The sequence below is a fragment of the Pantoea sp. T14 genome, from assembly GCF_036663535.1.
GTDB classification, from domain to species: domain Bacteria; phylum Pseudomonadota; class Gammaproteobacteria; order Enterobacterales; family Enterobacteriaceae; genus Pantoea; species Pantoea phytostimulans.
In genome coordinates this window covers 131,349-143,673 of the sequence record NZ_JAWUEB010000010.1, presented here as the reverse complement: position 1 = coordinate 143,673, position 12,325 = coordinate 131,349, and the positions used below count along the sequence as shown (strand labels likewise).

General features: G+C 52.6%; 9 protein-coding genes. 7 read left to right on the top strand and 2 right to left on the bottom strand.

The window, feature by feature from the left end; all coding sequences use genetic code 11:
- Positions 1-48 precede the first annotated feature (48 nt).
- On the bottom strand, positions 49-888 hold the full coding sequence (locus tag SC127_RS03335; protein ID WP_215845846.1) for a MurR/RpiR family transcriptional regulator: 840 nt from the start codon (positions 886-888) through the stop codon (positions 49-51).
- 156 nt (positions 889-1,044) lie between these two features.
- Here SC127_RS03335 and yfhb point away from each other — a divergent pair, with 156 nt between their 5' ends.
- Both yfhb and tadA read left to right on the top strand, forming a co-directional pair.
- Positions 1,045-1,683, top strand: coding sequence for a phosphatidylglycerophosphatase C (gene yfhb, locus SC127_RS03330; RefSeq protein WP_215845847.1), 639 nt, complete (start codon positions 1,045-1,047; stop codon positions 1,681-1,683).
- Between the two features lie 66 nt (positions 1,684-1,749).
- Positions 1,750-2,244, top strand: a complete 495-nt coding sequence (tadA, locus tag SC127_RS03325) for a tRNA adenosine(34) deaminase TadA (protein WP_243077389.1) — start codon at positions 1,750-1,752, stop codon at positions 2,242-2,244.
- Here the strand turns inward: tadA and mltF are convergent.
- The gene (gene mltF, locus SC127_RS03320; RefSeq protein ID WP_215845848.1) at positions 2,241-3,698 is read right to left on the bottom strand and encodes a membrane-bound lytic murein transglycosylase MltF; all 1,458 of its coding nucleotides are present in this window, start codon (positions 3,696-3,698) and stop codon (positions 2,241-2,243) included. The two genes, tadA and mltF, sit on opposite strands and share 4 nt — an antisense overlap.
- 269 nt (positions 3,699-3,967) lie before the next feature.
- On the opposite strand from mltF, the gene purL reads away from it, so the two are divergent.
- The 5 genes from purL to glnB all read left to right on the top strand — a co-directional run bounded on the left by purL (position 3,968) and on the right by glnB (position 12,303).
- The gene (purL, locus tag SC127_RS03315; RefSeq protein ID WP_332625224.1) at positions 3,968-7,858 is read left to right on the top strand and encodes a phosphoribosylformylglycinamidine synthase; all 3,891 of its coding nucleotides are present in this window, start codon (positions 3,968-3,970) and stop codon (positions 7,856-7,858) included.
- A 572-nt stretch (positions 7,859-8,430) separates the two neighbouring features.
- Entirely contained in the window at positions 8,431-9,858 is a 1,428-nt protein-coding gene (locus SC127_RS03310) for a sensor histidine kinase (protein WP_243077391.1), read from the top strand.
- A 3-nt stretch (positions 9,859-9,861) separates the two neighbouring features.
- Positions 9,862-10,530 carry a two-component system QseEF-associated lipoprotein QseG gene (gene qseG, locus SC127_RS03305; RefSeq protein WP_215845850.1) on the top strand — a complete coding sequence of 223 codons (669 nt, stop codon included), beginning with the start codon at positions 9,862-9,864 and terminating at the stop codon, positions 10,528-10,530.
- Positions 10,530-11,864, top strand: coding sequence for a two-component system response regulator GlrR (gene glrR, locus SC127_RS03300; protein ID WP_243077392.1), 1,335 nt, complete (start codon positions 10,530-10,532; stop codon positions 11,862-11,864). The genes qseG and glrR overlap by 1 nt, the downstream gene beginning before the upstream one ends.
- A gap of 100 nt (positions 11,865-11,964) precedes the next feature.
- Positions 11,965-12,303: a nitrogen regulatory protein P-II gene (gene glnB, locus SC127_RS03295; RefSeq protein WP_007886217.1), complete on the top strand. Its 339-nt coding sequence runs from the start codon at positions 11,965-11,967 to the stop codon at positions 12,301-12,303.
- Positions 12,304-12,325: the final 22 nt, after the last annotated feature.

The window sequence follows — 12,325 nt, the reverse complement described above, 5'->3', positions numbered from 1 at the left end:
ACCTGATAACAACAGAAAAAACGCGGGTATTATACGTGTTGAGTCTGATCAGACCAGCTTTTTCACTAAGGCTTCACTGTGACGAATATGGCTGGAGGCACGTTCTGGATCGTTTTGTACCAGCGCCATGAACAGCAGGTCGGTGAGTGCTAACTGTGCAGTCGTTGAAGAGATAGCCGCGCTACGCGTGCTTTGTTCTTCTGCCACGGTATAAAGGCAATGCGTTGCGCACTGTTGTAAGGTGTTAGGTGTGAAGCCAGTAAAAGCGAGCACGCTTGCCCCTATGCTTGCGGCTTCCTGTGCGGCCAAATTAATCTCACGGCGTTCGCCGGTATAGGAGATTGCCAATAAAACGTCGCCGGGACCCATCGCCTGAACGCTTGCCAGCAATGCGTGCATATCCTGCTCAGCGACTGCGTTAATCCCAATCTTCATCAGTTTCCACGAAAAGTCTTTTGCCACTAAACCTGACGCGCCAATACCCACTAATAAAGTGCGCCGGGCATTTTTAAGTAACAGCAAGACGTCACGAAGCTTCTCTTCGCTATTAATATCCAGCGTGGCGCGGATCGCAGAAAGCTTTTCAGCCAATAATTTCTCGCCGACGGTTTTCAGCGGATCGTCACTTAAAATATGGTTATGCACGGTAATCGCATCCTTGTCTGCCAGCGATTCGCTTAACGCTAACTTCAACGCCGGAAAGCCTTTGTAGCCCAGTTTCTGGGCAAACTTCACCACGCTTGACTGGCTGACACCCGACTCTTCAGCCAGTTTTTGTGAACTGAGATGTCGAGCCCGATCCGGTTGCGATAACAAAAAATCTGCCAGTCGGCGCTCGTTCAGCGCCAGGCGTGGATAGAGCTGGCGTATACGCAGCAATGAACTCATGCCCGATCCTCAAGGTATTAAGAATTATTCTGAGAAGAATAAACTATTCATCGTGGATTGTAGTCATTGGAATTAAAAATGACAGTCATCGCCGCGTCGCCTGATGATAGCTACAATAAAGGCTGTTAACGCAAAATCAGCGAAAAGGAGAGTTGTTTGACCAAAGGTACACAACGTCGCGTGGTGTTTTTTGACCTGGATGGCACTCTGCATCAACAGGACATGTTCGGCACCTTTATGCGTTATTTGCTGCGGCGTAAGCCGCTAAATGTATTGTTGGTGGTGCCATTGCTGCCGGTGGTAGGACTGGGCTTGCTTTTTAAAGGGCGGGCAGCGCGCTGGCCGATGAGCCTGCTGCTATGGTCAATTACATTTGGTCGCTCTGAAAACACCTTATTACGTCTGGAAGCAGAGTTTGCGCAATGGTTTCGTCTGCGGGTAAAAGCTTTTCCGGTGGTACAGCAGCGGTTGACTGACTATCTCAGCAGCGATGATGCAGACGTGTGGTTAATTACCGGCTCGCCACAATCGCTGGTCGAGCAGGTCTACTTCGACTCTGCTTTCTTGCCACGGGTTAAACTCATCGCCAGCCAAATGCAGCGTGGATTGGGTGGTCGTGTGCTCGCGATGCGCTGTCTCGGCCATGAAAAAGTGGCACAACTGGAAGAAAAGATTGGCACACCGCTACAACTTTACAGCGGTTACAGCGACAGCAAGCAAGATAACCCACTGCTGTTTTTCTGCCAACATCGCTGGCGCGTGACGCCAGGCGGTGAGTTGCAGCAACTCGAATAAGCTGCTTCGAATCTGGTGAAGAGATCGCTATAATGCGCCGCTTTTCTGCAGCCGGGAGTGACCAGCGTGAACCAACAACAAGATGAATACTGGATGCGGCATGCGCTGGGGCTGGCGCGTTTAGCCTGGGAGCAAGGCGAGGTTCCGGTTGGTGCAGTACTGGTGCAAGGCGATCGGGTTATCGGCGAAGGCTGGAACCGACCCATCGGACAACAGGATCCTACTGCGCATGCTGAAATCATGGCTCTGCGTCAGGGCGGGAAAGTGTTGGAAAACTATCGACTGCTTGATACCACGCTCTACGTCACGCTTGAACCCTGCGTAATGTGTGCGGGGGCAATGATACATAGCCGCATTACTCGCTTGGTGTTTGGCGCTCGCGATGAGAAAACCGGTGCAGCAGGATCATTAATCAATGTGCTGGGCCATCCGGGAATGAATCATCAAATCGAAATGGTCAACGGCGTGCTGGCTGATGAATGTGCTGGCATGCTCAGTGATTTCTTCCGCATGCGGCGTGAGCAAAAAAAAGCGCTGCGACTGGCGCAGCGCGAGGTTTAGTTCATCGCTATTTTCGGCTCGACGGCCGGATAACCTTTGCCCAGCTCTGCTTCCAATGCCGCTTGCTGGGCAATGCGTCGGTCTTGTTCCTGCAAATACCCCACTAAACTGATCTGATATTTACGGATATTTTCAACGTAGTTATACGCTTCGTGACCGCGTGCATAGCCATATGTGGTCTGTGCGTAATAGCGTTTTTGGCTCAACATGGGTAATCGCAGCTTCACATCCGCCCAGCTGTCTGGATTACCGCCTTGTTTGGCGGTGAGTTTCCGCACATCAAGCATATGCGCATAGCCCATATTATAAGCGGCCAACGCAAACCAAATGCGCTCATCTGAAGGAATTGTCGGCGGCACTTTTTCCATCATATTCTGTAAATATTGGCTACCACCGCGAATACTTTGTTCAGCATCAGTACGGTCATCCACATTCAGGCTGTCGGCAGTGTTACGTGTGAGCATCATCATACCGCGCACGCCGGTGGGCGAGGTGGCCTGCGGATTCCAGTGCGACTCTTGATAAGAGATGGCCGCCAGTAAACGCCAGTCGATAGTGGTTGCATACTTTTCAAACAGCGGTTTGATGTCTGGTAAGGTGCTGTCGATGGCGCGTAGAAAGGTGCGCGTATCAACGTAATCAAACGTGCCAACGTGGCCGAGATATTTCTCTTCCAGCCGCGCCATCGCACCTTCTTCGCCCATGCCGTTAAAGAAGTCGAGTAGGGCGGCATTCAGGCTATCGTCATCGCTGTGTGGCACATACCAGGTTACCGGCTCTTCATCGGTTACATCAAAGGCCACTGCCAGCTGAGGATGGATCCGCTGCAGCAAAGCGATAGTGACAGAATCCCCTACGGTGTAATCGAGTTTACCGTCAGCCACTGCTTCAAGCAGGGCTTTCGGGCTCTGATCGGTGGCGATTGCCCAGTCGAGATCGGGAAATTGATTGGATTTAGCGTTCTTCAATGTCGATAAATAGGCTGAACCCGAAGCAACCGTTAGTCGCCCCTTCAAATCACCGAGGTTTTTAGGGCGCGGTTTGTCCACGCGATACACCAGCTGCTGCGAAACGTTGTAGTAGCTTGGCCCGGTTTGATAACGAGCCAGACGTTCGCTGTTGTAGTTCAGACCCGCCGCGAGCAAATCCGCTTTGCCATCGTCAAGGTCGTCAAACAGGTCACTGAGATTAGGACGTACAGTGACTTTCAGTTTCACGCCCAAATAGTCGGCGAAGCGTTTTGCCAGCTCGTAATCCATTCCGGCCGGAGATTTATTGATGGTGTAGTAAGTCAGCGGGGAGTTAATGGTACTGATACGCAGTACTCCCCGTGATTTAATCTGTGAAATCGTGTCTTGTCCGCCGCCATACCAGGGTATGGATGGCCACAAAGCCATCGCTAACAACACAGCAACCAGACCGATAAACAGATAATTAAATTTTAGGCGTTTCAAATAGTTATCTCTCGATGGCTCTAAGGCCTCTGTCTTTTATAGGCAGTATTGATCTTTTTTGATCTCCCCGAGCGAGGGGCATTTTGCGCAACAAAGCGAAGCAGAGCAACTCATAAAGCAGCTTTTGTGCAAAATTCAGGCAAATCCGGTGGGCTATTAATTTTGCGCAAACGGTTTCGTCGAGAGAGCTGTTTCTCTATAATGTGCCCCGTTTTCCCTGTTGCGCCCAATGAAGCGTCGCCCGGCGCTTCGAAGACGAGAGATCTTTAATGATGGAAATTCTGCGTGGTTCGCCCGCCCTGTCGGCTTTTCGTGTAAACAAATTGCTGACCCGCTTTCAGGACGCTCATCTGCCGGTGAGTGATATTTACGCTGAGTACGTCCATTTTGCCGATGTCAGCGCGCCGCTAAGTGCCGATGAAAAAGCCCGCTTGCAGCGCCTGCTTAAATACGGTCCTTCTCTCGCTGAACATGCGCCGCAAGGGCGTCTGCTGCTGGTCACGCCGCGCCCAGGTACTATTTCGCCGTGGTCATCTAAAGCGACCGATATTGCCCATAACTGTGATTTACCGCAGGTGCGTCGTCTTGAGCGCGGTATGGCCTTTTATGTGCAAGCACCGCAATTAACCGAAGCGCAGTGGCAAACACTGGCCTCGCTGCTACACGATCGCATGATGGAAACCGTCTACAGTGACTTGGCGCAGGCCGAGCAGCTGTTCGAGCATCATGAGCCACAGCCCGTAAAAAGCGTGGATATGCTGGGTGAGGGTCGTCAGGCGCTGGTTGAGGCGAACATTAATCTGGGCCTGGCGTTAGCAGAAGATGAGATTGATTACCTGCTCGACGCCTTCACAAAATTGGGTCGCAACCCAAACGACATCGAACTGTACATGTTCGCGCAGGCCAACTCTGAGCACTGCCGTCATAAAATCTTCAACGCTGACTGGATTATCGACGGCGAGAAACAGCCAAAATCGCTGTTTAAGATGATTAAAAATACCTTTGAGCAGACGCCTGATTATGTCCTTTCTGCTTATAAAGATAACGCCGCTGTGATGGAAGGCTCCGAAGTGGGCCGTTTCTTTGCAGACGCCGATAAAGGCGAATATGCCTATCATCAGGAAGCAGCACACATCCTGATGAAAGTTGAAACCCACAACCACCCAACCGCCATTTCTCCGTGGCCGGGTGCAGCAACCGGCTCCGGTGGTGAAATCCGTGACGAAGGCGCAACGGGACGAGGTTCCAAACCTAAAGCCGGTTTGGTTGGTTTTTCGGTATCGAACTTACGTATTCCCGGCTTTGAACAGCCATGGGAAGAGGATTTTGGTAAGCCAGAGCGCATCGTAAGCGCGCTGGACATCATGACCGATGGCCCGCTGGGTGGCGCAGCCTTTAACAACGAATTTGGTCGTCCGGCGTTAAATGGCTACTTCCGTACCTACGAAGAGCAAGTTAATAGCCATAACGGTACTGAGCTGCGCGGTTATCACAAGCCGATCATGCTGGCAGGCGGCATCGGTAACATCCGTGCCGATCATGTACAGAAAGGTGAGATCACCGTGGGTGCCAAACTGATTGTGCTGGGCGGACCGGCGATGAATATTGGTTTGGGCGGTGGCGCAGCGTCTTCGATGGCATCGGGTCAGTCTGACGCCGATCTCGATTTTGCCTCTGTACAGCGTGACAACCCAGAAATGGAACGTCGCTGTCAGGAAGTGATCGACCGCTGCTGGCAGCTGGGCGATGACAACCCGATTCTGTTTATCCACGACGTCGGTGCGGGCGGATTATCGAACGCCATGCCTGAACTGGTTAGCGATGGTGGTCGCGGTGGGCGTTTTGATTTGCGCGACATTCTCAGCGATGAGCCAGGTATGAGCCCGCTGGAAGTGTGGTGTAACGAATCACAAGAGCGTTACGTCATGGCGGTTTCACCAGAAAAACTGGCTGAGTTTGCTGCTATTTGCCAGCGCGAACGCGCTCCTTATGCGGTGATCGGTGAAGCCACCGAAGAACTGCATTTGAGTCTGGCTGACAGCCATTTCGATAATACGCCAATCGATATGCCACTGGATGTGCTGCTGGGCAAAACGCCCAAAATGACTCGCGATGTGGTTAAGCAGCAGGCGCAAGGCACTGCATTACAGCGCGATGGCATCACATTGACTGATGCGGTCAATCGCGTACTGCATTTGCCTACCGTGGCTGAAAAAACCTTTCTTATCACGATCGGCGACCGCAGCGTTACCGGCATGGTCGCGCGCGATCAGATGGTCGGCCCTTGGCAGATCCCTGTTGCGAACTGCGCGGTCACCACTGCAAGCCTCGACAGCTATCACGGTGAAGCTTTCGCCCTTGGCGAACGTGCGCCGGTTGCCTTGCTAGACTTCGCCGCGTCTGGCCGTCTGGCGGTAGGTGAAGCACTGACTAACATTGCAGCCACGCAGATTGGTTCACTGAAGCGCGTTAAGCTTTCAGCAAACTGGATGTCTGCAGCGGGCCATCCGGGTGAAGATGCCGGTTTGTACGAAGCGGTTAAAGCGGTGGGCGAAGAGCTCTGTCCGGCGCTGGGCATCACTATTCCAGTGGGTAAAGACTCAATGTCGATGAAAACCCGCTGGCAAGAAGGTACCGAGCAGCGTGAAATGACGTCACCGCTGTCGCTGGTGATCACCGCATTTGCGCGCATTGATGATGTACGCCGCACTGTAACGCCAGAACTGCAGGTAGAGCAGGATAACCTGCTGCTGCTTATCGATCTGGGCAATGGCGCGAACACCTTGGGCGCAACGGCGCTGTCGCAGGTTTATCGTCAGTTAGGTGACAAACCCGCAGATGTGCGTGATGCGCAGCAGCTGGCGGGCTTCTTTAATGCTATTCAGGCGCTGGTGGCTGAGCAGAAACTGCTGGCTTATCACGATCGTTCCGATGGTGGCTTGCTGGTAACGCTGGCAGAGATGGCGTTTGCAGGGCATTGCGGCGTGGATGTTGATATTGCTGCACTGGGCAGCGATGCGCTGGCGGCCTTGTTTACTGAAGAGTTGGGCGCGGTGATTCAAATTAATGCTGCCGATCGTGCTGCGGTAGAGAAGATTCTTGCCGTTCACGGATTAGCCGCTTGCAGCCATGTATTGGGTAGCGCACAGCAGGGCGATCGCTTTGTTATCCGCGCGGGTGACAGCGCCGTATACAGCGAAAGCCGCACGACGTTACGTACCTGGTGGGCAGAAACCACCTGGCAGATGCAGCGCCTGCGTGACAACCCGGTTTGTGCCGATCAAGAGCATGAAGCCAAGAAAGATGACAACGATCCGGGCCTGAACGTCCATCTGACCTTCAAACCGGAAGAGGATATTGCTGCGCCAATGATCGCTACCGGAGCGCGTCCGCGTGTTGCCGTATTGCGTGAGCAAGGCGTTAACTCACATGTTGAGATGGCAGCCGCTTTTGATCGCGCAGGTTTCACGGCAGTTGACGTGCACATGAGCGATTTGCTGGCAGGTCGACGCGGTCTGGAAGAATTCCAGGCTTTAGTTGCCTGTGGCGGCTTCTCTTACGGTGACGTACTGGGCGCAGGCGAAGGCTGGGCGAAGTCAATCCTCTTCAACACCCGCGTGCGTGATGAGTTCGAAAACTTCTTCCATCGCCCGCAAACCTTAGCGCTGGGCGTGTGTAACGGTTGCCAGATGATGTCCAATCTGCGTGAACTGATTCCAGGCAGTGAGCTGTGGCCACGCTTTGTACGTAACCAGTCAGAGCGTTTTGAAGCACGCTTTAGTCTGGTTGAAGTTGCAGCAAGCCCATCGCTGTTGCTGGATGGCATGGTCGGTTCTCATATGCCCATCGCCGTTTCGCACGGTGAAGGTTTTGTTGAAGTGCGTGATGGCACACACCTCGCGGCGCTGGAAGCGAAAGGTCAGGTTGCGTTGCGTTTTGTCGATAACTTCGGCAAAGTCACAGAAACCTATCCGGCTAACCCGAATGGCTCGCCAAACGGCATCACCGCCGTGACCAACGAAAGTGGTCGCGTTACGATCATGATGCCACACCCGGAACGTGTATTCCGTACGGTAAGCAATTCATGGCATCCGGCAGAGTGGGGCGAAGACAGCCCATGGATGCGCATTTTCCGCAACGCGCGTAAGCAGTTGGGCTGATTATAAAAGCGTTAGAAAACAAGGAGGCAGCGATGCCTCCTTGTTTTTAATATCGCAATTGTAGGAAAAAGGCGACAAACGGCAACTTGTTGCGTCTCCAAACAGCGACACATATCCTTTTGATTTTAAATGTTAAATTCATTCTTGGTTTTCAGTGTTGGCTATTGGCGACACTTTTTCAGACCAAATGGAACACTTCGCGATGCGACGCGAACCAGCTTGTGGTAATTATCTGATAATAAAGTGATTAATTATATTGGCACGCAAATTGCTTATATTTACATGCGGCTCATTCACCTGTTTATGATTGCCAGGCTTCACGGCCCAGAGCTCATAAAAATCGAATGACGCACCAAACGGAGCCTGTCGTCCACCCCACCGATAATCGCTTGCTTAGCAACGTTATCAAGCATCGGACGCAACGTTGAGTTAGGCTCCACCTATTCTTACCGCGATGTCCCGGCGTCGCGTTAACGGCAGGCCTTAGCGCCTGCCGTTTTCATTTGTTTCCCTTCCTTCCCTTAGCAGAGTCCGCTAGCATCCGATAAGCGTTTTTTAGAGGAAGCGACTGCGTGAAAAAATGGCGTTTATTTCCCCGTTCACTGCGTCAACTGGTGTTGATGGCATTTTTGCTGGTGCTTTTACCGCTGTTGGTGCTGGCATGGCAAGCATGGGAAAGCCTTTCAGCCCTGAGCGAGCAGGCGGCTAATACCAATCGCAACACGTTTACCGATGTGCGTCGCAGTGAGGCGATGGCGCGCACCGCGGTGGAGTTAGAGCGCAGCTATCGACAATATTGCGTTTTAGACGACGCCACCTTGTCACGTCTTTATCAAACCCAGCTCACCCGCTATAACCAAATGCTAAGCTCGCACGCGAATAGCCTGCCGGAACTGCCCGCTTTCCAAACGGTGCAGGCTATCATGCCGCAGCTGACCCAGCTGCAATGCGACAATGGAAATCCCGTTGCGATTGCATCGCAAGCGTTGGATCGCTTTTCAGCCACTAATGCGCAGTTAGTGCAGGACACGCGACAGGTTGTATTCTCGCGGGGTTTACAACTGCAGCGTGAAATTGCCGATCGTGGACAGTTTTTCGGCTGGCAGGCGCTGATTTTATTCATCATCAGCCTGGCGTTGATGCTGTTGTTTACCGGTATGATTATCGGCCCAGTGAAAAGCGTTGAACGTATGATCAATCGACTTGGCGAAGGGCGAGAACTGGGCAGCAGCGTGGTTTTTCGTGGGCCGCGTGAGCTGCGCTCACTCGGTCAACGTATTGTCTGGCTAAGCGAACGGCTGGCATGGCTAGAAACCCAACGCCACGAATTTTTACGCCATCTTTCCCACGAACTGAAAACGCCGTTAGCCAGCCTGCGCGAAGGTGCCGAACTGCTGGCTGACGAAGTGGTCGGCTCGCTCAATACCGATCAAAAAGAGGTTGTTGCGATATTGGATGGCAGCAGCCGTCATTTGCAGCAACTGATTGAACAATTGCTCGACTACAATCGTAAGTTGGCCGACAGCCCAACGCCGCTTGAAACGGTAGCGTTGGATGAGATCATCGATATGGTCGTCAGCGCACATGCTTTGCCCGCCCGAACTAAACTGATGCACACCGAAATCGCGCTTAAGGTGACGCGTTGTCTGGCGGAGCCGATGCTGCTAATGCGCGTTATTGATAATCTCTATTCCAACGCCGTAAACTACGGCAGCGAATCCGGTAACATCTGGCTGCGCAGCCAGCAGCAGGGCGACAGAATTTGGATTGAGGTCGCAAATACCGGTACGCCGATCCCCGCAGAAGAGCAAAAAATGATTTTCGAGCCTTTTTTTCAAGGTAGCCAACAGCGTCAGGGGCCGATCAAAGGCAGCGGACTGGGACTGAGCATCGCCAAAGATTGTGTTCGTCGCATGTTTGGCGATCTTACATTGGTCGATAGCCCAGACGCCGACGTTTGTTTTCGCATTGAACTGAACACCACAGCCGGGAACGTCTGATCGATGAAACTCTTTACACCTTTGTTGCTAAGCATGTTAAGCGGCCTGTTGCTCAGCGGATGCCAGACTGCTCCCGCTTCACCTTCGCACGCTTCGACACAGCCGGTTGCAGAGCCTGATGTGAAATTAGCCGATTACCTTGCTACAGATTGCGACAATGTCTGGCAGATTGAAACGGACGCAGCCATGAGCAATCCACTTTACTGGCTGCGTGCTATTGATTGCGCTGAACGTTTGTCGCCTGCGCAAGCACGAGCTGAAGCTCATCGCTGGCCAGCTGAAAACTGGTCGCGCGCCTTTAAACAGGGCGTATTACTGGCTAACGGTAACGTCACGCCGTTAGAACGACGCGATTATGTCGTGACGCTTGATGCCTTCAGTAATACCTTTCCAGCGGCGGTTCGTCCCCTTATTCAGCTCTGGCGCAGCAATCAGGCGGGGCAACTTGATCTAAGCGAGACGCGTACACGCTATTCTCATCTGCAACAATCGAGTGACGTGCAGATGGATCATCTGCGACAGCAACAACTGCAAATGCGTCAACAATTAGCCGACACCCAGCACAAGCTGGAGCGACTGACCGACATCGAACGCCAGCTCTCGTCGCGTAAAGCACCGGACGTTTCCGACAGCACCCACGGCACAGCCTTGCCGCAAGAAGAGGATCAGTAATGGTAAAACAACCGGCGCGCCTGTTGCTGGTGGATGACGATCCCAGCTTATTGAAACTGTTAGGGATGCGTCTGAGCAGCGAAGGTTATCAAGTCACCACCGCTGCCAGTGGGCCTGAAGCGTTACGTCTGCTGCAAAAAGAGAAGATCGAGCTGGTGATCAGCGATCTGCGTATGGATGAGATGGACGGTCTGGCACTATTTGGCGAGATCCAGAAACGTCATACCGGTTTGCCGGTGATCATTCTTACCGCGCATGGATCGATCCCAGATGCAGTATCTGCTACTCAGCAAGGTGTATTCAGTTTTCTGACTAAGCCGGTGGATCGCGATGCTTTATACAAGGCTATCGACGACGCGCTGGCGCAGCGGGCACCGATCAACGATAACCGCTGGAGCGAAGCGATTGTTACGCGCAATCCACAAATGCTGCATTTGCTTGAACAGGCGCACATGGTGGCGCAATCCGATGTCAGCATATTGATTAATGGTCAAAGCGGAACCGGAAAAGAGATTCTGGCGCAGGCGATTCACGCGGCGAGTCCACGCGCGACGCAACCGTTTATCGCCATTAACTGCGGCGCGCTCCCGGAACAGTTGCTGGAATCAGAGCTGTTTGGTCACGCCAAAGGGGCCTTTACTGGCGCGGTCAGTGCACGTGAAGGGTTGTTCCAGGCTGCGGAAGGTGGCACGCTGTTTCTTGATGAAATTGGCGATATGCCGCAGGCGCTGCAGGTCAAACTGCTGCGCGTATTGCAGGAGCGCAAAGTGCGTCCGCTGGGCAGCAACCATGATATTGCCATCAATGTACGCATCATCTCCGCGACGCATCGCGATCTGCCGAAAGAGATGGAGAAGAAAGAATTTCGCGAAGATCTTTTCTATCGTCTGAATGTCGTGAATTTAAAGATTCCTACGCTGCACCAGCGCACGGAAGATATTCCTTTGTTAGCTAATCACCTGTTACGTCAGGCCGCGGAACGGCATAAACCCCAGATTCGCAGCTTTTCAGTGGATGCCATGAAACGATTAATCTCGGCAAGCTGGCCGGGAAACGTGCGTCAGCTGGTGAATGTAATAGAGCAATGCGTGGCGCTTAGCTCTTCGCCCGTGATTAGTGATGCGTTAGTTGAGCAAGCGCTGACCGGCGAAAACAGCGCGCTACCCACGTTTGTCGAGGCGCGAAATCAGTTTGAGCTGAACTACCTGCGTAAACTGTTGCAGATGACCAAAGGCAACGTGACGAATGCGGCTCGTCTGGCTGGACGTAACCGCACCGAATTTTATAAGCTGCTGTCGCGCCATGAACTGGACGCCAGTGATTTTAAAGAGTAGTTTTCTGCCGCAAAAGGCACGATAAGCCCGCGGCACCGCCAGGAACATTTATACTTGAGAAACCCTTCCGACCACGGAGGGAGAGAGAAAAGGGTCCGATATGAAAAAGATTGATGCAATTATCAAACCATTCAAACTCGATGATGTACGTGAAGCCTTAGCTGAAGTCGGCATCACCGGGATGACCGTAAGTGAAGTCAAAGGTTTTGGTCGTCAGAAAGGTCATACCGAACTTTATCGTGGTGCGGAATACATGGTCGATTTTCTGCCAAAAGTGAAAATTGAAATGGTGGTGGGGGATGATATCGTCGATACCTGCGTCGAAACCATTATGAAAACCGCGCAAACCGGCAAGATTGGTGACGGTAAAATCTTTGTATTCGACGTTGCGCGCGTAGTGCGTATCCGTACCGGCGAAGAAGACGAAGAAGCGATTTAAGCCAGGTTCAACAAAAAGCCCG

What these genes read in the sequence shown, in the direction of transcription:
- SC127_RS03335 (WP_215845846.1), bottom strand. Translation starts at nt 888, where the DNA reads ATGAGTTCATTGCTGCGTATACGCCAGCTCTATCCACGCCTGGCGCTG.
- purL (WP_332625224.1), top strand. Translation starts at nt 3,968, where the DNA reads ATGATGGAAATTCTGCGTGGTTCGCCCGCCCTGTCGGCTTTTCGTGTA.
- qseG (WP_215845850.1), top strand. Translation starts at nt 9,862, where the DNA reads ATGAAACTCTTTACACCTTTGTTGCTAAGCATGTTAAGCGGCCTGTTG.
- glrR (WP_243077392.1), top strand. Translation starts at nt 10,530, where the DNA reads ATGGTAAAACAACCGGCGCGCCTGTTGCTGGTGGATGACGATCCCAGC.
- glnB (WP_007886217.1), top strand. Translation starts at nt 11,965, where the DNA reads ATGAAAAAGATTGATGCAATTATCAAACCATTCAAACTCGATGATGTA.